This window comes from Caballeronia calidae (assembly GCF_900044055.2).
GTDB classification, from domain to species: Bacteria; Pseudomonadota; Gammaproteobacteria; order Burkholderiales; family Burkholderiaceae; genus Caballeronia; species Caballeronia calidae.
Map to the genome: position 1 here is coordinate 25,450 of NZ_FCOX02000023.1, position 23,780 is coordinate 49,229.

Consider the following 23,780-nt stretch of genomic DNA (forward strand, 5'->3'; position numbering starts at 1 on the left):
TTAAATTACCTTCGCTTCGGTCTTCAGCTTCTCGACCAGCGTCTTCACGTCCTGCACTGTCACGCCGGCGGAGCGCTTGGGCGGCTCGGCGACTTTCAGCGTCTTGAGACGCGGCGTGACATCGACGCCGAGATCTTCGGGTCTGATCGTTTCCAGCGGCTTTTTCTTCGCCTTCATGATGTTCGGCAACGTCACGTAGCGCGGCTCGTTCAGGCGCAGATCTGTTGTGACCACGGCGGGAAGCGTCAGCGACAGCGTTTCAGCTCCGCCGTCCACTTCGCGCGACACCGTCGCCTTCCCGTCAGCCACAACCACCTTCGAAGCGAACGTCGCTTGCGGAAGGTTCGCCAAAGCGGCGAGCATCTGCCCGGTCTGGTTCGAGTCGTCGTCGATGGCCTGCTTGCCCAGCAATATCAACGAAGGCTGTTCCTTGTCGACCAGCGCCTTCAGCAGTTTGGCGACGGCCAGAGGCTGCAGGTCTTCGGATGACTCGATCAACACCGCACGATCCGCGCCGATCGCCAACGCCGTGCGCAGCGTATCTTGCGCTTGAGCCACACCGCAAGAAACCGCCACGACCTCGCTGACCGCGCCGGCTTCCTTCAACCGCACCGCTTCCTCAACCGCGATTTCATCGAACGGATTGATCGACATCTTCACGTTCGCAACGTCGACACCCGTGCCGTCCGACTTGACCCGGACCTTCACGTTGTAGTCGACCACCCGCTTTACCCCCACCAGCACTTTCATACCGTCTCCTTGTCATGTGTCGACGCCGCGCGCGCCGTCATCGGCGAACGGATCATGTCGGCTGCGCGCTCGGCCAGCATCAGCACCGTTGCATTGGTGTTGGTCGAGGTTATCGACGGCATCACCGAGCCATCGACGATGCGCAGGCCGGTCGTTCCGCGCACCCGCATTTCGGAATCGACGACGCTCATTTCGTCCTCTCCCATCCGGCACGTGCCAACCGCGTGATACACGGTCGAGCCATTGTCACGCACGTATTGCAGTAACGCCTCGTCGGTGTCCGCCTGACGGCCCGGTACCGTTTCGTCGACGATATAGCGCGCGATCTCGGACTGCGCGAAGATCCGGCGGCCGATCTTGAGTCCTTCCACCATCGTCTTGCGGTCCAGTTCGCTGCTGAGATATGACGGTGCGATCGTCGGCGCCGCCGTGATCTCGCTGCTGGTGATGTGCACGTGCCCACGGCTTTCGGGGCGCATCTGCCAGACGCCGCAGGAGACACCGGGCTCCGACTCCAGGACCCCGATCCGTCCCTCGACGAAGCTGCCTGGCGCGATCACGAACTGCACGTCGGGCCGGGTTGCAAGCGATGTCTGTGCAAAGCCGCCGACGATCGCCGCGCTATATGTGAGTACGCCGGTCCCCGACACGACGTAGCGCATCATCTCGCGCGCGAGCGCGAGTCCGTGCGAGCGCTCGTTCGCGGTACCTGCACCCCGTACCCGATAGCCGAGCCGGACTACATAGTGATCCTGCAAATTGTTGCCGACGCCCGGCAACGCGATGCGTGTTCGAATGCCCGCATTGTCGAGCACGTCCTTATCGCCGATGCCACTCATTTCGAGCAGCCTCGGCGTGCCGATGACGCCGGCGCTTAGAATGACCTCGCGGTTCGCGCGAAACTGGATAGAAGCGCCTGCGGTCGTCGTCGCATTGATGCCGCTCACGTGCGTGCCGTTCATTTCGAGCCCTGACACCTGGACGCCGGTCACCACCGTGAGATTCGGCCGCGCCATTGCGGGCCGCAGATAACCGCGCGCTGCGCTGGAGCGGCGACGTCCGTCGCGCGTTTGCTGGTAGTACCAGATCGACGGACCGCGCGTGTCGCTGTTCGGATCATTTACAAACTCGAGACCGGCCTTTTGGGCGGCTTGCACCACCGTAGCGCAAATGTCCGGCGGATTCTTCACCCGGCTGACCTGGATCGGACCCTGCGTGCCGCGTTGCGGACTGTTGCCCTCGGTCCACGTTTCGGAGCGGCAGTAGAACGGCAGACAGTTGGCGAAGGTCCAGCCCTTGGCGCCCGACTGCTCCCAGCTATCGATATCCTCCGCAAACGGGCGCACATAAAGCAGGCCGTTGATTGCGCTGGACCCGCCGAGTCCGCGTCCACGCGGAAACAGGATTGCACGGCCGCTGGTCTCGGCGTCGGCCCGCGTGCGATAGCGCCAGGTCACGGTTGGATGATCGAGCAATCGCACGAAGCCGGCCGGTACGTGGATGAAGGGGTGACGATCGCGCTCGCCGGCTTCGACAAGAATCACCTTGACGTTCGGATCTTCGGTCAGGCGGTTTGCGAGCACGCAACCCGCCGTCCCCGCGCCGACGATCACGTAGTCCGCTGTGTACGATTTCATGACTTCGCTCCGGCAACGGCCAGTTCACGACCTTCTAGTGTGGCGATCTCCTCGTCGGCGAAACCGAACTCGGCAAGTACTTCAGCCGTGTGTTGTCCGAGCGTAGGCGGCGCACGGCGGTAAGCCGCCGGGCTGCCGTGAAAATTCACCGGACTCGCGATGTTCGTCACCCTGCCCGCAAGCGGATGTTCGATCTCGACGACCGCGTGGTTATACGCGATCTGCGGGTCCTCCGTCAGAGCGGTGTGATAGTCCTGCACGATCGCGCATGGCACGTCCGCGGCACTAAGATGCGCCACCCAGTATTCGGCGGTATGCAGCAGAAACTGCTGTTCGAGGATCACGTCGAGCGCGTGCCGATTCGCAGTCCGCGCGGTGTTGCCGACAAAGCGTTCATCGCTCAGCAAGTCTTCGCGGCCCAACGCCCGGCAAAGGTTCTGCCAGAATTTCTCGGTGAAGCAGGCCGCGAAGAAATAGCGGCCATCGGACCCCTGATAGTTGCGATATGGCACCATCGTCGGATGGCCGCTGCCGAGGCGCTCCGGCGCTTTGCCGCTTCTTAGCGTCTCGCCGTCGCGCGGGATGGTGCTGAAAAGCGCGGCCGACAGCAGCGACGTATCGATGCGCTGCCCTTCGCCATGCCGTTCGCGGTGCAACAACGCCGCCGAAATCCCGAACGCGATCAGCGCAGCCGCGCCGAAGTCGGGCAACGGCGCCCCGAGCCGGACCGGATTGCCGCCGGCTTCGCCCGTCATGTCCATGAGACCCGCCACGGCCTGCACGATCGGATCGTTCGCGGGCCATGCGGCGTAAGGACCGCTTTGTCCGAATGCCGACACGCTTGCATAGACGATCATCGGATTGCGCGCTTTCACGGCCTCGTAGCCGATGCCGAGCCGATCCACCGTGCCCGGCCGGAAGTTTTCGACGACGACATCCGCCTGCTCCGCCATGCGCAGGAATGCATCCCGTCCTTTCGGGGACTTCAGGTCCAGGCGGATGCTGCGCTTGTTACGGTTCTGCGACAGGAACTGGACGCTTTCCCCCGCGACGAATTGATTGCCGAGATTGCGCGAGAGGTCACCGGCCTTCGGTTCCTCCACCTTGATCACGTCCGCGCCCAGGTCGGCGAGCAGCACCGTACCGACCGGACCCGCGGTCATAACGGTGAGATCCAGAATGCGGTAGCCCGACAACGGGCCGACTTGCTTCTTATCCATGATTTGCCGCCTGCGAATGCGATGCGTGCGTGAGTTCCGCACCGGGGTAATCGAGCACGTCGAAGGTGAGACGGAACGGGTCGGCCTCACCGCGCGTGATGGTCAATGCGTGACTGAAATGCGCGTCGTCGCGCTCGGGACAGTCGGTGCGATAGTGGCTGCTGCGCGATTCGCGCCGCTCGATACACGCCTGCACGATGACGTCGGCAGTCGTCGCCATATTGTCGATCGTCAACGCGTCGATCACCTGCGGCGGCGTGGCCCCGCCCCCTGCGGCGAACTCCGCGCGCGCCTCGCGAGCGGCGGCCAACGCGATGTTCAGGCCGCTTTCCGTCTTCTCGACGAGGCAATGCGCCTGCATCGCCGCACGCAGATCCGAGGCGATACGTCGAGCGTCGAACGACGCATTCGGTTTGAGCGCCGTTTCGAGGCGCCGTGCAAGCGGCGCCACATCGGACGTGCCGGGCGCCGCGCTGCCGCGTGCGAATGCGGCCGCACCCACGCCCGCGCGATGGCCGAAAACCTGACCTTCCGCAAGCGAGTTGCCGCCCGGACGATCCGGACCGCGCACGCCGCCCGCGAGTTCGCCGATCACGAAGAGCCCCTCGATGGTCGACATCGCGTCGGTGTCGGTCATCCGGACACCGCCATTCAGGCATTGAAAAGCAATCCCGACCTCGAGCAGATCACGCTTCGGATCGAGTCCCTTGGCGCGCATCCAGCGCATGGTGTTCGGAATGGTGGCCGCTAGGCGTTCCTCGGCGATGTCGGCGAAAGAGAACTGCACCGCGCCGCGCTCCGTGCCTCTGCCCTGCGCGATTTCCGTCGCGATCGCGATATCGATATAGCGCGACTCGTTCGAGATCGTGAACGGGAACACTTTCTCGTCCATCGCAGCCTCGGGCGTCACGCCCGTCGGCAGATAGTCCGGGAGGAATTCGTGACCGTCGCGATTGAGCATCTTCGGATGCAGGATGAAGCACGACTTGCTGAAGAGTTGCACGTAAGGGTGCACCATCGCCGGCCCAAACTGATGGAACTCCATGTTCACGAGTTCCGCGCCGTGGCGGAAGCAGACCGCCTGGCCGTCGCCGGTCATCTCCGCCGTCGACACCTGCTGCGAGAACAGGCCGTGCGCGCCGCCCGTGCCAAGCACGACGGCCCCCGCCGAAACCACCAGCAGCCGCCGCGATTCGAGGTCCATCGCAACCACGCCGCTCACGCGTCCTGTCGAGTCGCGCAGGAGATCGATCAACGCCGCTGGCTGACGGGTCTCGACACCAAGCTTTCTGGCTTCGTCCGCGAGCGCGCTCACGAAGGCCTTGCCGGTTTTGCCCTTGACGCCAAGCGCGCGCGCATAGCTGCCGAAGTCGCTGCGGATGAGCTTATAGCCATCGTCGAAGCGGTCGAACGGCACGCCGAGTTCGATCAGGTCAGCGATGCGCTTCGGTGCGTCCTCCGCCAGAACGCGCACCAGGTCGCGGTCGATGAAGCCGGCTGCCGGACGCATCGTGTCTTCGTAGTGCACGGTTGCGCTATCGTCGGGACTGCCGTAGCCGGATGCCCCCATGCTCATGATTTCGCTCGCGCCGTGCACCGTGCTGCCACCCTGTCCAACCGGCGCCTTGGCCAGCATGAGGACCTTCGCACCCGCCTGCGCCGCGGACACGGCAGCGCGCGACGCCGCGCCGCCACCGCCGACCACCACCACGTCGGCTTGCGCGTGGTCGACGCCAAAGCCGAATTTCTCCAACGTCCGAACTGCCGTCACGTCTGTCTCCGCTTACGATTTGAGCGCGCGTGCCACGATGTTGCGCTGAATTTGATTGGTGCCACCGAAGATCTGGAACATCTTGGCTTCGCGGTAATGACGCTGCATCGCGTATTCGGCGGAATAGCCATTGGCGCCCATGATCTGGATGCCGTCGGTCGCGACCTGCACGTAGGTGTCCGACGCGAAATACTTCGCCTGCGACGACTCGACGTCGCAGTTTTCGCCTTCGTCGAGCAGCTTCGCGGCCCGAAACGCCATCAGCCGGGCGGCATCCACGCGCGTCTGCATATCGGCGAGCAGATGCGACACGGCCTGGAAATCGATGATCGACTGCCCGAACTGTTTGCGGTCGTTCGCATACCAGCGGGCAAGATCGATCGCCGCCTGCGCGCCGCCCACGCACATCGCCGACAACGCGATGCGCTCCTTCGACAGCACCGTGGTGAGCTTCTTCCAACCCACGTGCAGGCCGCCCACGATCATGTCTTGCGGGACACGCACGCCGTCGTACACCACTTCGCAGGTCCGGATAGCGTGGCCGCCGAGCAAATCGATCGGATTGATGGTCAAACCTCTGGATTCCTTCGGTACGAGGAAGAGGCTGATCCCGTCGTGCTTCTTCGCTTCCGGATTGGTGCGCACCGCGGTCAGAATGTAGTCGGCCTGCAGTGCACCGGAAATCCACATCTTCGTGCCGTCGAGAATGAAGTCGTTTCCGTCGGCCACGCCGCGCGTCGTCAGCGAGGCGGCATCCGAGCCGGAGCCGTTTTCGCTCAGCGCAAAGGCGAGAAAGGCACGCCCTTCGGCCAGCTTCGGCAACACCAGCGCCTTGATGTCGTGTGTAGCGAAGCGCGCCAGCGCGCCGCCCGACATGTTCACGTTGGCGTTCCAGAAGCGCGCGAGCGCAATGGTGTGATATGCGACGACTTCCAGATAAGCGGCCATGTCGAGATAGCCGCCGATGCCGCCGTATTCTTCGGGCAGCGTGATGCCGAACCAGCCCTGTTCGGCGGCCACCTTCACGAGTTCCAGTGGGAAGCGCTTCTCTTCGTCGCACTGGCGCACGTATTCCGGCGATGCATGGCGCGTCAGCACCCGATTCACCGAATCTCTAAACTCGAATTGATCGGCATTCAGGTAGGGTTTCAGGTCGCGCCGGTTGACCAGATTGCTTGCGTATTCGGGATTCACTATGTCTCCTTCTTTACCGATCAGGATGCCTTGCGTTGCGCCGTCTCTTGTTCCGCTTGGCCGAGCGGGATGGCACGCAACATCTGCGAACGCGACTTCGCCCCCGTCATCAGGAACGCAAGGTCCGAGCCGCTGAGAATGAAACGCGCGCCTTTTTGCACGTAGGCGGTCATCAATGCCTCGTCGTACACGCCGCCCACGCCCGGCACCTTGCCGTGCCGGTGACAGGCGGCGCACACGGCGTCGATGGCGGCCGCCACACGTACATGGCCGAGTTGTCCGGTGATACCGAGATCCGCCGCAAGATCGGTCGCGCCGACGAGCAGCACGTCAATGCCCGGCACGGCCGCGATCGCGTCGGCGTTCTCGAGCCCTTCGCGGGTTTCGATCATCGCCACGACCAGCACCTCGTCATTGATCGCGCGAACCACATCGGCGATCGGAAGAGCCTGAAAGCCGACCTGCGGCAACATGCCCGGGATCGACCGTCCGCCGGCTGGCGGGAAGCGGCACATGTCGGCGATCCGCGCAGCCTGCTCGGGCGTACTCACGTGCGGCACCACGATGCCCATCGCGCCGGTATCGAGCAGTCGAGTGGCGTGGAACGGCTCGTGTCCCGGCACGCGGATGATCGGCGTCACACCGCCCACCAGAGCGGCGGCGCAAATCTGCGCGGCCGTGTCGATGTCCATCGAGTTGTGTTCCATATCGATGAACAGCCAGTCGAAACCCGCCGTCTGCGCGATCTGCGCGATATCGACGGTGCGGGCCTGGCGCAGCCCCATGCCGAGTGCCAGTTCACCCGCGGCGAGTTGCGCTTTCGCGTGATTCTTGATGCTTCGCATGATCGATCCCATTCAGGCGGTGGCGTCGAGCGGCTCGTCGTTCGCCAGTTCGAGGTTGATGAATTTGGTGTCCATGTAGTCGCGGATCGCGTTCGGTCCGCCTTCCCGTCCGAACCCACTGTCCTTGCTGCCGCCGAATGGCGTCTCCGCCGTCGACGCCACGAACGTATTCACGCCGATCACGCCGGCCTGCAGACGCTCCGTGGTTTCCAGCGTGTTGCGCATCGAGCGCGTGAAGACATACGCCGCGAGCGCGAACGGCAGCCGGTTCGCCTCGGTGATGACTTCGTCCATCGTCGCGAACGGGGTGAGCGTCCCGACGGGGCCGAACGGTTCGTCGTTCATCAGGCCGATGTGCGAAGCGGGATTGGCGACGAGCGTCGGCTCGTAGAACCAGCCGCGACCGAATGGCGCGGGGCGCCGCCCACCGCACAGCACGCTGGCGCCTTCACCGACGGCTTCATCGACGAGACGTTCGATCGCGTCGCGGCGCTTCGACGTGGTCAGCGGTCCCAGATCGGTGTCCTGCTGCAACGGATCGCCGACGCGGAGCGCTTTGGAGCGCTCGACCAGCGCCTTCACGGTCTTGTCGAAGATCGATTCATGGATGTAGAAACGAGTCGGGGATGCGCAAACCTGGCCCGCATTGCGGAACTTGCCCAGCGACGCGAGGTGCGCGAAAGCGCCGATGTCAGCGTCGCGATGCACGATCACGGGCGCATGGCCGCCGAGTTCCATCGTGACCTTCTTGAGGGTCTGCGCGGACATTTCGACGATCTGACGGCCGATAGGCACCGAACCGGTGAAGCTGATCTTCGCCACGCGCGGGTCGGCCATGATCCTCGGCGTAATGGTGTCGGCTTTGCCGATCACCAGATTGACTGCGCCTTCTGGGAACCCGGCATCGACGAAACAGCGCACCAGTGCCATCGTCGCGCCCGCCGCTTCGTTTGACGGCCTGATCACGATCGCGTTGCCGGCGGCCAGCGCCGGGCCCATCTTGCGGGCCAGCAGTAGCAGCGGGAAATTCCACGGCGTGAAGGCGGCGACCACCCCGAGCGGCTCGTAATGCACCAGATACCGTCCGCCCTTGACGCGACTTTCGTAAGACATGCCGAACACACGGCGCGCTTCATCGGCGAACCAGTCGATCGACTCAGCGGACGCGTGGGCTTCCCCACTGGCCTGTGCGATCGGCTTGCCTGTTTCCAGCGCCACGATTCGCGCAAGCTGCGGCGTGCGTTCGCGGATGAGCGTCGCAGCCCGGCGCAGCAGCGCTGAGCGCTCCCATGGTGTGAGCTTGCGCATTGCGGCCGAGGCCTCAGTCGCGGCGTCGACGGCCTCGGTCACCTGCGCCTGGCTGGCCAGTGGCATGTAGCCCAGCCGCTCTTCCGTCGCCGGATTGATCGAGAGCTGGCCGTCGTCAGCCGTTGCGGCTTTCCAGCGGCCTCCGAGCAGCAAGCCGTGCTCGCGGTAGTGCGCCTCTAGTTCCATTTGCTTCCTCCTGACGGGTATGGCGGATGTTCCCGGCTTTGTAGGTGCTTTCCCGGGGACTCTCTTGCATGCACTCTTTTATTTATATGAACACCTTGACATCAAAGTGTCAACACTTTTAGAGTGTGTGTCAGCGAAATGCATTCATCCGCATGCACTTTGCCTAGCGGAAGATTCAACAAGAACGCCACCGGCGCCGCCGAATGCCTCACCTAGCATTCCTTTCCATGGAGCGAGACAAATGAGTTTGTATTCCCGTCGTACCTTTCTTCAGACTCTCGGAGCCGCCACGGCGGCCGTGACGGGGACCGGCGTCCTGCCGTCGCTCGCTCGAGCGCAGACCGCGCAGTTCAAGCTGAAGTACGCGAACAATCTCGCGCTGTCCCATCCGCTCAACGTTCGCGCGAAAGAAGCCGCGGACGCCATCAAGAAGGAATCCGGCGGCCGGGTCGAGTTGCAGATTTTCCCGAACGGTCAGATGGGCACGGATACCGACATGCTGTCGCAGGTTAGATCGGGCGCCATCGACTTCCTGACCCAGGGTGGCGTGGTGCTGTCGACGCTCGTGCCGGTCTCGGCGATCAACGGCATCGGCTTTGCGTTCAAGGATTACAACCAGGTCTGGGCAGCCATGGACGGCGAGCTCGGCAGCCACATCCGCGCGGCGATCTCGAAAGTCGGGCTCGTCGCGATGGAGAAACCGTGGGACAACGGCTTTCGGCATCTCACGAGCTCGGTGAAGCCAGTGCAAAGCCCGGCCGACCTTAAAGGCCTAAAGATTCGCGTGCCGGTCAGCCCCCTTTGGACCTCGATGTTCAAGGCGCTCGACGCCTCGCCCACCAGCATCAACTTCAGCGAGGCGTATTCGGCGCTGCAAACCAAGGTCGTTGATGCAGAAGAAAATCCCCTCGCGCTGATCGAAACCGGACGCTTCTATGAAGTCCAGAAGTTCTGCTCGTTGACCGGCCATATCTGGGACGGCTTCTGGTTTCTCGGCAACGCGCGGTCCTGGGGCAAGCTGCCACCGGACTTGCAGACGATCGTGGCGAAACACCTGAATGCGGCCGCAGTGGCTGAACGCGCGGACGTCGCCGCACTGAGCACATCGCTGATCGACAAGTTGCAATCGCACGGCATGGCGTTCAACAAGCCCGATATCCAGCCGTTCCGCGCCTCGCTGCAAAAAGCCGGCTTTTACGATCAGTGGCGCAAGAAATATGGCGATGAAGCCTGGGCGTTGCTCGAAAAATACACGCAGAAGTTCGCATGAGCGCGGACCATCGAAGAGTTTCCGGAGAGCAAGTCATGACTTCCCGAGTTCATCCCGAGCAGGGGTTCGCCCACGACATCGGCGCGCCGAAAGACCGATATGCGACATCGAAGGTCGTGCGCGTCGGCAGCGCACTGGAAACGGCCATCAAGTGGATCACCGAAGTGCCCGCCGCGTTGCTCCTGGTGGCCGAGGTCGTGCTGTTGCTCACGAACGTCACCTGCCGCTACGTGCTGCACGATCCGTTGATCTGGGGCGACGAACTCGCGTCGATCCTGTTCATCTGGCTGTCGATGCTCGGCGCGGTGGTAGCGTTGCGGCGCGGCGAACATATGCGCCTGACGATGTTCGTCGCCAGAATGTCGCCGCAAAGCCGCGCGTTCGCGGAAACGCTTGGAAATTTCATCGTGATGACGTTCGTACTGCTGCTGGTACGGCCGGCGACCGAGTGGGCGATGGACGAGTGGATCATCAGTACGCCGGCGCTGGATCTGCCGAACACCGTTTCGGCGGCCGCGATTCCCGTGGCGGCTGGGCTGATGCTCGTGCTCGCCATTACCCGGTTGCTCGAACGCTCGTCGCTGCGCGATTGCGTGAAGGCGCTCGCGCTGGTGGGCGGGGTCGCTGTTGCGCTCTACCTTGCACGGCAAGCACTCGCTCCATTGACCGCAGCCAGCCTGATCCTTTTCTTCGCCGTGGGCGTGGTCACGATCATCTGTCTTGGCGTGCCGATCATGGTCGCCTTTGGCGTGTGCACGTTTGCTTATCTCGCAACTGTCACCGGCGCACCGTTGTCGATCGTCGTGAGCACCATGAATCAGGGAATGTCTAGCCTGATCCTGCTCGCCGTCCCGCTCTTCATCCTGCTCGGCGCGCTGATGGAAGCGATGGGGCTCGCCGAAGCGATGATCCGGTTCCTCGCCTCGCTGATTGGGCATAAGCGCGGCGGCCTCGCCTACGTGCTGATCGGCGCCATGTACCTGGTGTCCGGCATCTCCGGTTCGAAGGTGGCGGATATGGCCGCGCTCGCGCCGGGCCTGTTCCCGGAAATGAAGAAGCGCGGCGCGAATGAAGGCGACCTCGTCGCAATGCTCAGTTCGTCGGCGGCCATGTCCGAAACGATTCCGCCCAGCCTCGTGCTGATCACAATTGGGTCGGTAACCGGCGTTTCGATTGCGGCGCTGTTCACAGGTGGCTTCATGCCGGCCGTGGTCGGCGCGGTAGCACTCGCGGCAGTCGTCTGGTTCAAAAGCCGCGGGGAAATCCTGCAAGGCGTGCAACGGGCCTCCCGGGCCCAGATCGGCCGCGCATTTCTGGTCTCGCTACCTGCGCTCGCGCTGCCCTTCGTGATCCGGGCCGCGGTGGTCGAAGGGATCGCGACCGCGACGGAAGTGGCGACGATCGGTGTCGCATACACTTGCGCGGCGGGCTTGTTACTGTACCGCCGCTTCGACTGGAGCCGGCTCTATCCTATTCTGGTGGAGTCGGCCTCGCTGTCCGGCGCGATCCTGATCATCATCGGTTGCGCAGCGGCGATGGGATGGGCGCTCACGCAGTCAGGATTCTCCGCGCAACTCGCGTCCTTGATGATGGCAGCGCCCGGGGGCGCGCTCGGCTTCCTGGCGATCTCCGCCATTACGTTCGTGGTGCTCGGCAGCTTTCTCGAAGGCATTCCGGCAATCGTACTGTTCGGTCCGCTGCTGTTCCCGATCGCGCGTGCGATGGGTATCTCGGACGTGCACTATGCAATGGTCGTGGTATTCGCGATGGGACTGGGCCTGTTCGCGCCACCGCTTGGGCTTGGCTTCTACGCGGCGTGCGCGGTCAGCAAGGTCGATCCGTCCACCGCGATGCGCCGCGTCTGGCCCTATCTGGGGGCTTTGGCGGTGGCCCTCATCGTGATCGTGCTGGTTCCGTGGGTATCGACTGGTTTTCTGCAAGCAAAATAAAAGGTATTGAATGGCACAGAAAGGGCAATGGACATGAAAAATGCGTTTAACAATGAAGCGAACGGCAAGGTGAACGCGCGCGCGCCTGAGGTGATTGCGTCGAAGCTCGACGACATTCGCGAACAGGTGCGCGGCATGATTCAGCGGGGGGACTTGCGCCCCGGCGAACGTGTGAATGAGCAAGCACTCGCAAACCAGATCGGGGTCGGCCGCAATTCGGCGCGCGAGGCCCTGCGCTCGCTCGAACAGGCGGGACTCGTGCGAATCGTCCCCAATCGGGGCGCCGAAGTACGGCGGCTGTCGCTCGAAGAGGCCATGGATCTCTACGAGATTCGAGCAGGGCTCGCACGCACGGCGGGACGTCTCGCCGCGCTGCGTCTGACGACCGACGAGGAGCAGTCGCTGAGCCTGCTCGTTGACAAGATGGACTCCGCCGTGGCCGAGCGCAACAGCCCTCTGTATCAGACTCTGAACACCGAGTTCCACCGTCAGTTGATGGCGGCGACCAAGAATCCGCGGCTGATCACGATTAATCAGGCCGTTGCAGACGAGCTGACCCTTTACATTCACAAAGGCGTGTATTCGTTCACGCAGATGCAGCGTTCCTCGAAAGAACACCGCGAGCTTTTTGAGGCGCTGCGTGCGGGTCAGGCCGACGCGGCTGCACAGGCTTTCGAGAATCACGTGCAGACGGGAAAGAAACGCATGCTCGACACTGTGTCCACGAGCCCGTCCGAAAGTTAATGAGCTTGGAGTAGCTTTTTGAAAACCATCGTCTTTCTGGACCGCGCGACGCTGTCCACTGATCTACCCGATCTTCCCTTTCCGCATCGCTGGGTCGAATATCCGTCCACGACGCCGCAACAGGTGGTGGAGCGCTGCCGTGACGCGCAGATCGTCGTGACTAACAAGGTGCCGCTGACGGGCGACGTGCTCGCGCAGTTGCCGCATTTGGAACTGATCGGCGTGCCGGCCGCAGGCGTCAATCATCTGGATATGGAAACATGCCGCCAACGAGGCATCGAAGTCGTCGCGTGTCCGGGATATTCGACGATCTCCGTGCCGGAGCACGCGTTCGCACTGATGCTCGCGCTGCGCCGCAACCTGGTTCCTTATTGGCGCGACGTCTATGATGGGGGCTGGAGCGGGTCACCCACTTTCTACGCTGAACTGCATCCGATCGAGGATCTGCACGGTTCGACGCTCGGCATCGTCGGCGCCGGTCACGGTGGAAAGCGACTCGCCGAATTGGCCGGCGCGTTCGGCATGCGTGTGCTCTTCGCCGAGCGCAGGCACGCCGCGGTGGTGCGCGAGGGCTATGCTGCGTTCGACGAGGTGCTGCGAGAAGCGGATGTGATCAGCCTGCATTGCCCGCTTACCGATGAAACGCAGCATCTGTTCGGTCTCGCCGAATTTGAGCGAATGAAGCGCAGTGCGTCACTCGTGAACGCCGCACGCGGCGGTATCGTCGACGAGGGGGCGCTGATCGAGGCGCTCGACCGCAAGCTGATAGCAAATGCCGCGCTCGACGTCCTCGAGCAGGAACCGCCGGCGGCCGATCATCCGCTGTTGACCAACGCGCGCGCCGACCTGATCGTGACTCCACATGTCGCATGGCGGACTCAGGTGGCGATGCAGCGGCTCGTTACACAGCTCGCGCACGGCATCGAACAGCATTACGCGCGGCACTAAGAGTGGTTGAAGCTGTGAACTTCAATGCGCCCGCCCAAGTGCCGTTCGAAACGGCAGCTTCTTACTCTGGACGAGCGGCCGCTTGTGGCCCGAACTCGATTAGGCTTGGAGCATCGTAGCGCATCGATTCAACGAATCACCGCGACCGTCGGCGATGCCGGTCGGTCTGCCTGTCTAGGATTCTGTCCGCCCAGGAGACTCGCCTCCGCCGCTCTCCGACGCGCCCTGTTAGGTAGTACTCCTATTCCACGGGCGCTAAATTCCTTTATGTCAATCCGAAGCGATATTAAGCTCAAAGGGCTCGCAGGCGCTTTATGAATATTGGGCATCTTTGCGTTTTTCCAAGCTGGCCGACGCGACGCCAGCCGCTATACGAAAACGGTTGACAATCAGCTCAAAATACTGCGGGGTCAAGAGATTGCCACGGCACGGGCGTTAGTCCAGATCAAATCCTCCGCCGATAGACAGTCGTGCCGTAAGGAGTACGGTACGTTCGACCGCATGTCCTTCGTCGGGCGTTCGGGGAGTCTCGTTCATCAATCCGGCTGGCTTCCAGGTCACCAGTTTCAGGCCGAACCCAGAGAGTCCGGCGAACGTGGGCAAGCTGGGAGGCTGACGATGCGGCGCATCGGATCCATGTCATTCGTCGGTCTTACCGCACTGGTGGCGGCTGTGTTGTTCGCCTCGTCGCCGGCAATCGCTGTGTCGCCGAAGAAGAACTCCCCTTACGACTATCGCATCAAGTCAGTGGTCTATAACGAGCTTGACACGGTCGAGCTGAATGCCGTGCTCGGCGTCCAGATTCATATCACGGTGGGCAAAGATGAAAAGTACGTGACGCACGCCTTCGGCGACACCAAGGCGTGGCAGTTCACGCATAGCGGCAGCAACTTCTTCATCCGTCCGACCGCCGATCTGAGCGATACCAATCTGACGATCGTGACCGACAAGCACACGTACAACATCCTGCTCCAGTTTATCGGCCACGACATGAAGCCGGGCGCAGACGGTCAGCCCGTGCGGGCCTTTATCAACAACCCGTGGTCGATGAAACAGGCAACGATCGAGCTGAATTACCGGTACCCGAGTGAGGAAGCGACCAAGGCCAAAGCCGAGATCGCCAAAGCGAAGCTGAGAGGGGCGATGGCTCGGACTGACCCCCATGAGTCGTTCAACATCGATTATCAGATGTCGGCGGATGCAGCGTCAGCGTCGATCGCGCCGGTCAACGTGTGGGACGACTTCCGCTTCACCTACTTCAAGTTCGCGGCCAACGCCGAGCTGCCTGAGATTTTCGTGATCAGTTCCGATGGCGAGGAAAGCACGGTCAACGCCCATGTCGAAGGCGCGGATCACAACATCATCGTCGCTGAAACGACGGCGAAGGAGTGGCGCGTGCGCTACGGCCAGCAGAAGGTCATCGGCATCGTTGATAGCGAGTTCGATCCGTCACGCGGGGCGACCCCGAGCGCCACGGTCGTTCCGGGCTTCAGGCGGGTGATAAGAGCGAGGATGAGCAATGATCAGGCGCGAACAGAACATTGATGAGCTGGTTGACGAAAACCGACCGATCTCCGGCGGGCGTGACTCGTTTGGGAGCGTCGTCGCGTCCCGGCACCGTATTCAGGGAATGCGTGCGTTTGTCGCACTGAAGTCATTCTCGGGCTCGGCCTCATAGGCTGGATCATGTACCGAAAGCTGCACCCGCCTGCTGGTCCTGAGGTTCCGGCCAAGTAGATTCCGAACATGCTGCACAAGTATGACTTCTCGACCAACCCCAACGGCGAGCTTCAACTTTGTCGGCGACGGCGTGCGAGATGCGCTTGATCCTCGAAATGAGACGTAGGGCGGAACGCTCGATCTGTGCGCCGCTGCGATTGAGGCGCTTGCCATGCTGTAGCATTCGGCGCTTCTTCGGCAGGCGATAGGTGCGTAGACGCACTTTTCGAACGACGTCTACTGGCTGAGCCCTGCCTCATAACAAATGCTGCCGCCTCGGTCTTTGCCGCCGTTCGGGTATCGACCTTCATGCGGCCGCTCCAAGTTCCTTTCCTGTTCTTCGAAGCGTCGCCAGCGCGAAAGTCGGGCGTGCTGACGCGCATGCGAGCCCTCGGCCGTTGCTGTCGTCCAGTCTGTCGCCTTCGCAGGTCCTGCATCAATGTAAAGCGCACGCTTGCGATCCCGATGGAATCGGCTGCACGGATGGGCGGCATGCAATACCGTCGAGCGATGCAACGATTCGAGCTAGCAGATTTGCGTTTCAGCGCCGCGCGCGCTGCGCTGACTACATTGCGCACCGATGCAAGTTTCGTTCAGTCTTGTCGCGGCCATCGTCGCGGATGTCGCGCTCGGCGCGCCGATCAGGGAAGACTCGCTCGTGCCGTCGGGCGAAGCGCGTCGCGGCGGCATCGGTCTGGAGCAATGGCTGCAACGCGCGCACGCATGATGTGACGAAGGGCGCTTTCGCGCCCTTCTTGTCCGAAGTAAAGCAAACAACCGCTTACTTCGCGCCCAGCAAATGCGGCAGAAACTGCGGGATATGCGGGAAGAAGATGATCAGCAGCAGATCGATCACCAGCGCGAAGATGAACGGAAGAATCGCGCGTGTCGCCTTCTCCACCGACACTCCGCCGATCGACGCCGCCGTGAAGAGACAAAAACCTATCGGCGGCAGATTGATACCGATAGCCGAGTTGATCAGCACGATCACGCCGAACACGACCGGATCGATGTGCATCTGCACGACGAGCGGCAGGAACACCGGAATCACCACCGCGATGCTCGAGATCGTTTCGAGCACGGTATGCGCCGCGATGAGGAACAGGTTGATCAGGATCAGCAGCACGATCGCGCTCGTGGTGATCGCGAGAAAACTGTTTGCTACATGCAGCGGAATCTGCGCTTCGATCAGATAGCGCCCGAGCACGAACGCAAGCCCGAGCAGGAACGAGACACGCGTGGTGTTCACCGAAGTTCTCACCAGAATGTCCTTGAAATGCGAGAGCTTGAGCGTGCGGAAGACGAACGCGCTCACCAGCGTCACATAGACCGCCGCGACCACGCCCGCCTCGACCGGCGTGAAGATGCCGCCGAGGATGCCGCCCAGAATGATGACCGGCGTGAGCAGCGCCCAGAACGCCTCGCGGAAGGTCGTCCACAGCTTGCGCCCATCGAACGGCTCGACTGCGCTGTAGCCCTTCTTCACCGCGGTCACGTAATTGACGATCATGAACGACACGACCACCAGCAGCATCGGAACGATGCCGGCGATGAACATCGTTCCGACCGATACGTTCGCCGTGTACGCATAGACGAGCATGCTCATCGACACGGGAGAGAGCAGCCCGAGCGAACCCGCCGCCGATTGCAGCGCCACCGCGAACGCGCGGTTATAACCCTTCTTCACCATGCCGGGAATCATCACCGAGCCGATCGCGGCAGTGTCGGCCGTCGCGGAGCCGGAAAGGTCCGCGAAGAACATGCTCGCGACGATCGTCACTTGGCCGATGCCACCGCGCATGAATCCCACTAGCGCCTGCGAAAATTCGATGATGCGCTTCGACACGCCGCCCGAATCCATGATCGCGCCCGTCAGCATGAAGAACGGAATGGCGAGCAGGCCGACGTTGTTGAGGTTCGAAAACAGTTGCTGCGGAATCACGAGCAGCGACGTGCCGTTGATCGACAGCGCGAGCGTCGCCGCAATGCCGATGCAGATGGCCACCGGCACGCCGAGACCGAGCAGCCCCGCTCCAAAAGCGATTGCCCACATGATTTTCTTCCTAGAGATGTTCGGACACGCCCTCGACGAGCGTGGCGTCGGTCTGCGTCTGCGGCGCGAGATGCGAGACGGCGATCCGCACCAGCGAATGAAACGCGAGCAGCGCGCCACACACCGGAATCGAGAGATACGGATAGACCATCGAGATCGGAATCGATGCGGCGGTTTCGGTGCCCATCAGCGCGAGCATGTCGGTGCCGTATAGGACGAACACCGCGCCGAGCGCAAGGATCGCGCAGTCCGTGAAGTCCTTGAGCAGCGGCGCGAACGCGGCCGGCACGCGATCGGCCAGCACGCGCACTTCCGGATGCGCGCGCAGCTTCACGCCGGCCGCGGCGCCGAGGCACGTGAGCCACACGAACAGATACGCCGACACCTCGTCGGACCACGATAGCGAATCGTGCAGCACGAAGCGGAAGATCACCCCGAGCCCCGCGACGATCACCGCCCCGAGCAAGAGGCAGCTACAGACGAACAGATTGATCTTCAGCACGATGCCGTCAACGAACATCAAGCCGCGCGCGAGCTTTTCCATGCGTGTCGCCTCCCGTGGTGCCTGGGTTGTGCGGTGGCCGTCGTTCGCATCCGTCATTTCGATGCGACCGCCGGCGCCTGCTTGGCCAAGTTGATCTCCTGATACAGCGCCGGGCCGTCCGGAATCTTGCCGATGAGTTCGTCGCGCGCGGACTTGGTGGCTTGCGCCCACGGCGCCGTATCGACCATCGTGACCTGGATGCCCTTCGCTTTCATCGAAGCGATCGCAGCGTCGTATTCGCGCTTGTATTCCTTGAGATCGAAGTCCGCCGCGATCTTCGCCGAGTCCTGGAACGCTTTCTGATCGGCGGGCGAAAGCTTGTCCCACGAGCTCTTGCTCATCGCCAGCACGACCGGAAGATAGTTCACGCGCGTCACGTAGAAGTGCTTGGCGACGTCGGAGAACTTGTCCTGCACGAACTGCTCGGGCGAGGTATCGGCACCATCGACGAGACCTTGCGACAGCGCGAGAAACAACTGGTTGTAGGCGAGCGGCGTCGGATTCGCGCCGAGCGCCTTGTAGCCCGCGATATAGCCCGGACTCTGCATCACTCGCACCTTGAGATCCTTCATGTCCGCGAGCGACGTGACCGGGCGTTTGGTCGTGAACAGGTTGCGTTCACCGACCGCGAGCCACGTGAGGCCGATCATGTTCACCGGCTTCATCATGTCGAGATACTTGCGACCGACCGGGCCTTGCAGCACGCCGTTCGCCTCGTCCATGCTGGAGAAGAGATACGGCATATCGAAGATCTGCCATTGCTTAATGGTGTTATCGATCGGCGCCTGCGCGGAAATCATCAGCTCCTGCGTGCCGGTGCGCAACGCCTGCGTCATCTGCACTTCGCCGCCGAGCTGCGATTGCGGGAACAGCTGAATCTCGACGTGGCCGTGCGTGCGCGCGGCGACTTCCTTCGCGAACACCTGCGCGGTCAACTGATAGTGATTGTCCGGCGCCAGCGTGTGTCCGAGCTTCATCACGACCTTGTCCTGCGCGATCGCGCCAGACGATACCGCCACGCACATCGCGGCGAGCGCCGCGCTCATCGCTACGCGCAGCATGCTCTGCGCTCTGAAAAGCGAACTCATGTTGTCTCCTTGCTCGATAGGGATACCGCCCGGCGAGTGCGCCGCATCGTTCGGTGCGAGTGCCCGGTGCGAATGCGGAGCCGGCGGGTTGACGCAAGTATTTGTGATCGCGGCGATGGTGCGTTAGGACCAGTCGTCGAATTTCTTGGACTTTTTTACGCGGCCCTTTCGCATCGCCGGGTCCGATGCAAGAAAGTCCAAAAGATCGCGCGAACCGTCCTACCGGTTGAATGAGGCCCCTCTTTAAAGTGACTTCCACGCCGACGGTGCGATGTCAGAACGCATCATTCAGCGATAACCCCAACTCATCACGAAGAAACATTGACATGGCCAAACGCCCTCATATGGATTGCTATGCGATTGGCGACACCGCCAATTTCGCCAAGACCGTCTCCGAATACGATATCTATGGCTTTGCCGGCATCGTCGGCGATTTCTACGCCGTGCATCTCAACGAGGAATATGCGAAGGGCACGCGCTTCGAGAAACGCATCGCGCAGGGCTGCCTGTCGGTCGGATTTCTCTCCACGGTGATGGGCTACATGGCCGGGAAAGCGCCGAGCCCCGGCGCCGTTTCGTACCGCTATGACATCACCTTCAACGCGCCGGTGTTCATCGGCGACACGGTGAGCGCGCGTCTCACCCTCGAAGAAAAGGACGAGGAGCGCAACGTGTGCGTCTTCGCCGCCGACGTGACGCGCCAGGACGGCGTGGTCGTGGCATCGGGCAAGACCTATCTGAAAGTGCTGTAACGCCATGACGAACGACACGCTTCCCATTCTCGCCTCGCAGCACGGCGCGTTGCGCCTCCTGACGCTCAATCGCGCCGACAAGCTCAATGCGTTCACGCCCGACATGCTCGCGGCGCTCGAAGCCGAAATCGCCGATGCGCTCGCCGACGACGCGACGCGCGTGATCGCGCTCACCGGCAGCGGCGCGAAGGCATTCGCCGCGGGCAACGACATCGAGCGCCTGGTGTCGCTCGACGGCGTCTCGGCTTATCGCGACATGGTGGCCGGCCAGCGCGCGCTGCTGCGTCTGCATGAAAGCGCGAAGCCGACCATCGCGATGGTCAACGGCTACGCGCTCGGCGGCGGCTTCGAACTGGCGCTCGCGTGCGACTTCATCGTGGCATCGAGCGATGCGAGCTTCGCGTTTCCCGAGATCACCTTGAACACCATGCCCGGCTGGGGCGGCACGCAACTGGCCGTCGCCAAGATGGGGCTCGCGTGCGCGAAACGCTTCGTGCTGAGCGGCAGGCGCTTTTCCGCGCGCGAGTGCGAGGCGTTCGGCTTCATCCACGAAATCGCCGCGCCCGAGAAGCTGTTCGATACCGTGCGCGCGTTCGCCGACACCCTCGCCTCCTACGATCCGTTCGCGGCCGAGATGGCCAAGCGCGCGCTGAATCGCGCGGGCGAATTGCCCTTGTCCGCCGGACTCGACTTCGAGGCCGCGCAATACGCCGTGAATTTTTCGAGCGAAGGCGCGCGCGCGGGCCTGCGGCACTTCGTGGAACGCAAACGTGCGCGCCGCGCCGCGCAAGCCGACACCGCACCGGTCACGCCATGACTACAAACTTCAATCGACCTCACTGGCTCGGCGAACAGCACACGATGATGCGCGAAGCAGTGCGCCGCTTCGCCGAGAAGGAAATCGCGCCGCAATCGGAGGCGCTCTGGGAGCACGAAGCGTTTCCCTACGCGATCTGGCGGCAGGCAGGCGAACTCGGCTTCACGGGCTTGCCGTATCCCGAGGAATACGGCGGCGGTGGCGGCGACTGGCTGTCGTTCATAATCGTGCTCGAAGAACTGGCACGCGTGGACTGCGCCGTCGCCAATGCGCTGATGGCGAACTCGACCGTCGCGAGCCTGCTGAACAACTACGGCACGGCGCAACAGAAAGCGCGCTTCCTGCGCCCCATTCTCGACGGCACGCAGATCGGCGCGATCGGATTGTCCGAGCCCGATGCCGGTTCCGATGCGGCCAACATCGGCACGCGCGCGGTCTTCGACGGCGAACACTGGATCATCGACGGTGCGAAGACCTTCATCAGCAATTCGGGCACGGAGATCGGCGGGCCGACCGTGATCGCGGCAGTGACCGGCACTCGGCCCGATGGCCGCAAGGAGATCTCCAATTTCATCGTGCCGCAAGGAACGCCAGGCTATGGCAAGGGCAGAAAGCTGCGCAAGATCGGCTGGCGCGCATCGATCACGCACGAACTGTTCTTCGAGCAATGCGCGATTCCCGCCGATCAACTGCTGGGCGAACGCGGCGCGGGCCTGCGCCAGACGCTCGCGCAGATCAGCACGGGGCGCATTCTCATCGGCGCGCTCGCGCTCGGCGTCCTGCAGGGCTCGCTGGATCGCTCGGTCGCATACATGAAGGAGCGCCGCGCGTTCGGACGCGCGATCGCCGAGTTTCAGGCGCTGCAGTTCAAGATCGCCGACATGGCGACCGATGCGCACGCCGCGCGTCTGATGCTCTACGACGCCGCCGCGTCGAAGGACGCCGGCGCGGCCTTCGATGCGCAAGCGTCGCAAGCCAAACTGTTCGCGACCGAGCACGCGATGAAAGCCGCGCATCAGGCGCTGCAGATTCACGGCGGCTACGGGGTGATGGCCGAGTTTGCCGTCGCGCGCGCATTCGGCGATGCAAAGGTGCTGGAGATCGTCGAAGGCACCTCGGAAATACAACGCATGATCATCGCGCGCACGCTGCTCGCGTGATCGCGCGCCGAAACCGAGAGGAGAATGTTTATGCTGGAAGGCATCAAGGTGCTGAGTTTCACGCATTTTCTGCAAGGCCCCGCCGCCGTGCAGATGCTCGCCGATGTCGGCGCGGATGTGATCAAGATCGAACCGCCCGGCGGCGCGTTCGAACGTAGCTGGACCGGCGCGGATGCATTCCTCGAAGGCGTGAGCGTGTTCTTTCTGCTCGGCAACCGCAATCAGCGCAGCATCTCGCTCGATCTGCGCGACGAAGCCGCGCGCGAAATCGTGTGGCGTCTGATCCGCGAAGCCGACGTGCTCGTCGAGAACTATCGTCCCGGCGTGCTCGACAAGATGGGCTTCGGCTATGCGCAGGTGCATGAAGTCAATCCGCGTCTCGTGTATTGCTCGTGCACGGGCTACGGTTCGTCCGGGCCTTATCTGAAGCGTCCAGGCCAGGATCTGCTGCTGCAGGCGATGAGCGGACTGACCATGCTTTCCGGCGACGCGGAGTCGCCGCCCACGCCGGTCGGTTCCGCCATCGTCGATCAGCATGCCGCCGTGCTCGCCGCATTCGGCGTGGTCGTCGCGTTGCAGGCGCGCGAGCGCACGGGCGTGGGCACGCGCATCGAGAGCAACCTGCTCAACGCCGCGCTCGACCTGCAAATCGAGCCGTTCACGTACTACATGAACAAGGGGCCGTTGTGGGCACGCACGCATCCGCCGACCGGCAGCCGCTTTCATCCCGCGCCGTATGGCGTGTATCGGACGCGTGACGGCTATATCGCGATGTCGCTCACGCCGACGCAGAAGCTTGCAAACGCGCTGTCGTGTCCCGCGCTCGCCGCGTTCACGCATCCGAAGGACAACGTGCTGAGGCGCGACGAGATCAACCGTCTTGTCTATGACACGCTGAAAACGCGCACGACGGAAGAGTGGATGCACACCTTCGAGGAACACGATATCTGGTTCGCGCCCGTCAACGATTATGAGCAGGTCGAGCAGGATCCGCAGGTCGCGCACAACGAAATGATCATGTCGTTCGATCACGAGGAAGCGGGACCGGTGCGCGTGCTCGCGCATCCGGTGCGCTACGACGGCGCGGCGCCTGCGCTGCGGCGGCATCCGCCGAAACAGGGACAACATACCCGCGAAGTGCTCGCGGAACTGGGTTATACGCCGCAGGAGATCGACGGCTATGTCGAACGCGGCATCGCATTGACTTCGAGGAGAGAAGCATGAGCGCGCAACCGAACAACTGGCCGGCGCTCTTGCGCTTCGACGACGTCGAGATCGGCCGCGCGCAGGTCAACGTTCACTCGGTCACAGAGGCCGAAGTGAACGCGTTCGGACACCTGTCCGGCGACCTGAATCCGCTGCATATGGAAGATGCCTTCGCCGAATGCTCCCCTTTCGGACGGCGCGTCGTGCATGGCCTGTTGACGGCCGCGCTGGTCTCGGCGGCGCACACCGAATTGACCGGTCCGGGCTTCGCGTATGTCGGGCAGGAGCTGCGCTTTCTGGGGCCGGTGTATATCGGCGATACGGTGACGATCAACGTTTGCGTCGTCGAAAAGAAGCCCGCAAAGCACATCCTCGTGATGGATACGACCGTGCGCAATCAGCAAGGGCGCGTGGTGCTGAGCGGGCTTTCCGCGCTGAAGGAACTCCGCTTCGATCATGCGCTGATGGCGCGCAGCGCGGCGGCGTGACACCGTCGCGCAGGCCGCATGGTGTAAATGCCAACTAACCGGCGGGCGCGGGCACGGCTACACTCGTGCAGTCGCCCGCGCAGCGCGGGCATGCAGGCGGGTGCAAAGACGCTCCGCCGCCGACGGAGGAG

The 23,780-nt window shown here is 62.8% G+C and carries 21 protein-coding genes; 11 read left to right on the forward strand and 10 right to left on the reverse strand.

Annotated features, from left to right (window positions below; genetic code table 11):
* From AWB78_RS20900 to AWB78_RS20930, 7 genes are read right to left on the reverse strand one after another with little or no spacing between them, the layout of a single operon-like run.
* The gene (locus AWB78_RS20900) at positions 1-750 is read right to left on the reverse strand and encodes an electron transfer flavoprotein subunit beta/FixA family protein (protein WP_062607705.1); all 750 of its coding nucleotides are present in this window, start codon (positions 748-750) and stop codon (positions 1-3) included.
* Entirely contained in the window at positions 747-2,387 is a 1,641-nt protein-coding gene (locus AWB78_RS20905) for a GMC family oxidoreductase (RefSeq protein ID WP_062607706.1), read from the reverse strand. The genes AWB78_RS20900 and AWB78_RS20905 overlap by 4 nt, the downstream gene beginning before the upstream one ends.
* Positions 2,384-3,607, reverse strand: coding sequence for a CaiB/BaiF CoA transferase family protein (locus AWB78_RS20910; RefSeq protein WP_062607708.1), 1,224 nt, complete (start codon positions 3,605-3,607; stop codon positions 2,384-2,386). Before AWB78_RS20910 ends, AWB78_RS20905 begins: the two co-directional genes overlap by 4 nt.
* Entirely contained in the window at positions 3,600-5,378 is a 1,779-nt protein-coding gene (locus AWB78_RS20915; protein WP_062607710.1) for an FAD-dependent oxidoreductase, read from the reverse strand. Before AWB78_RS20915 ends, AWB78_RS20910 begins: the two co-directional genes overlap by 8 nt.
* Before the next feature lie 12 nt (positions 5,379-5,390).
* Positions 5,391-6,572, reverse strand: coding sequence for an acyl-CoA dehydrogenase family protein (locus AWB78_RS20920; protein WP_062607712.1), 1,182 nt, complete (start codon positions 6,570-6,572; stop codon positions 5,391-5,393).
* A 20-nt stretch (positions 6,573-6,592) separates the two neighbouring features.
* Positions 6,593-7,417: an HpcH/HpaI aldolase family protein gene (locus AWB78_RS20925; protein ID WP_062607828.1), complete on the reverse strand. Its 825-nt coding sequence runs from the start codon at positions 7,415-7,417 to the stop codon at positions 6,593-6,595.
* A 12-nt stretch (positions 7,418-7,429) separates the two neighbouring features.
* Positions 7,430-8,911 carry an NAD-dependent succinate-semialdehyde dehydrogenase gene (locus tag AWB78_RS20930; RefSeq protein WP_062607713.1) on the reverse strand — a complete coding sequence of 494 codons (1,482 nt, stop codon included), beginning with the start codon at positions 8,909-8,911 and terminating at the stop codon, positions 7,430-7,432.
* A gap of 241 nt (positions 8,912-9,152) precedes the next feature.
* On the opposite strand from AWB78_RS20930, the gene AWB78_RS20935 reads away from it, so the two are divergent.
* The 6 genes from AWB78_RS20935 (at position 9,153) to AWB78_RS47680 (ending at position 16,268) form a co-directional block, all read left to right on the forward strand.
* Positions 9,153-10,181, forward strand: a complete 1,029-nt coding sequence (locus AWB78_RS20935) for a TRAP transporter substrate-binding protein (protein WP_062607714.1) — start codon at positions 9,153-9,155, stop codon at positions 10,179-10,181.
* Positions 10,182-10,216: 35 nt separating this feature from the next.
* Positions 10,217-12,130 carry a TRAP transporter large permease gene (locus tag AWB78_RS20940; RefSeq protein WP_062607716.1) on the forward strand — a complete coding sequence of 638 codons (1,914 nt, stop codon included), beginning with the start codon at positions 10,217-10,219 and terminating at the stop codon, positions 12,128-12,130.
* A 6-nt stretch (positions 12,131-12,136) separates the two neighbouring features.
* Complete coding sequence (locus AWB78_RS20945; protein WP_232477771.1) at positions 12,137-12,874, forward strand: GntR family transcriptional regulator; 738 nt, start codon at positions 12,137-12,139, stop codon at positions 12,872-12,874.
* 18 nt (positions 12,875-12,892) lie between these two features.
* Entirely contained in the window at positions 12,893-13,822 is a 930-nt protein-coding gene (locus tag AWB78_RS20950) for a D-2-hydroxyacid dehydrogenase (RefSeq protein ID WP_062607719.1), read from the forward strand.
* Between the two features lie 618 nt (positions 13,823-14,440).
* Positions 14,441-15,367 carry a TrbG/VirB9 family P-type conjugative transfer protein gene (locus AWB78_RS20955; protein ID WP_062607721.1) on the forward strand — a complete coding sequence of 309 codons (927 nt, stop codon included), beginning with the start codon at positions 14,441-14,443 and terminating at the stop codon, positions 15,365-15,367.
* Positions 15,368-16,121: 754 nt separating this feature from the next.
* Positions 16,122-16,268: a hypothetical protein gene (locus tag AWB78_RS47680; protein ID WP_198399311.1), complete on the forward strand. Its 147-nt coding sequence runs from the start codon at positions 16,122-16,124 to the stop codon at positions 16,266-16,268.
* Between the two features lie 54 nt (positions 16,269-16,322).
* Here AWB78_RS47680 and AWB78_RS20960 read toward each other — a convergent pair whose 3' ends face one another.
* The 3 genes from AWB78_RS20960 to AWB78_RS20970 are packed head-to-tail and all read right to left on the reverse strand — an operon-like array spanning position 16,323 to position 19,226.
* The gene (locus tag AWB78_RS20960; protein WP_062607723.1) at positions 16,323-17,594 is read right to left on the reverse strand and encodes a TRAP transporter large permease; all 1,272 of its coding nucleotides are present in this window, start codon (positions 17,592-17,594) and stop codon (positions 16,323-16,325) included.
* 10 nt (positions 17,595-17,604) lie between these two features.
* A complete protein-coding gene (locus AWB78_RS20965) occupies positions 17,605-18,138 on the reverse strand; it encodes a TRAP transporter small permease (protein WP_008346641.1) in 534 nt (177 codons plus the stop codon).
* Between the two features lie 53 nt (positions 18,139-18,191).
* The gene (locus AWB78_RS20970; RefSeq protein ID WP_062607725.1) at positions 18,192-19,226 is read right to left on the reverse strand and encodes a TRAP transporter substrate-binding protein; all 1,035 of its coding nucleotides are present in this window, start codon (positions 19,224-19,226) and stop codon (positions 18,192-18,194) included.
* A 326-nt stretch (positions 19,227-19,552) separates the two neighbouring features.
* On the opposite strand from AWB78_RS20970, the gene AWB78_RS20975 reads away from it, so the two are divergent.
* Genes AWB78_RS20975 through AWB78_RS20995 form a run of 5 tightly spaced genes read left to right on the forward strand, consistent with a single transcriptional unit; the run spans position 19,553 to position 23,649 of the window.
* Positions 19,553-19,978: a MaoC family dehydratase gene (locus tag AWB78_RS20975; protein ID WP_063958997.1), complete on the forward strand. Its 426-nt coding sequence runs from the start codon at positions 19,553-19,555 to the stop codon at positions 19,976-19,978.
* Positions 19,979-19,982: 4 nt separating this feature from the next.
* Positions 19,983-20,795: an enoyl-CoA hydratase/isomerase family protein gene (locus AWB78_RS20980; protein WP_062607729.1), complete on the forward strand. Its 813-nt coding sequence runs from the start codon at positions 19,983-19,985 to the stop codon at positions 20,793-20,795.
* On the forward strand, positions 20,792-21,955 hold the full coding sequence (locus AWB78_RS20985) for an acyl-CoA dehydrogenase family protein (RefSeq protein WP_062607734.1): 1,164 nt from the start codon (positions 20,792-20,794) through the stop codon (positions 21,953-21,955). The genes AWB78_RS20980 and AWB78_RS20985 overlap by 4 nt, the downstream gene beginning before the upstream one ends.
* A gap of 30 nt (positions 21,956-21,985) precedes the next feature.
* Positions 21,986-23,179: a CaiB/BaiF CoA transferase family protein gene (locus tag AWB78_RS20990; protein ID WP_062607830.1), complete on the forward strand. Its 1,194-nt coding sequence runs from the start codon at positions 21,986-21,988 to the stop codon at positions 23,177-23,179.
* Entirely contained in the window at positions 23,176-23,649 is a 474-nt protein-coding gene (locus AWB78_RS20995; protein ID WP_062607735.1) for a MaoC family dehydratase, read from the forward strand. The genes AWB78_RS20990 and AWB78_RS20995 overlap by 4 nt, the downstream gene beginning before the upstream one ends.
* Positions 23,650-23,780: the final 131 nt, after the last annotated feature.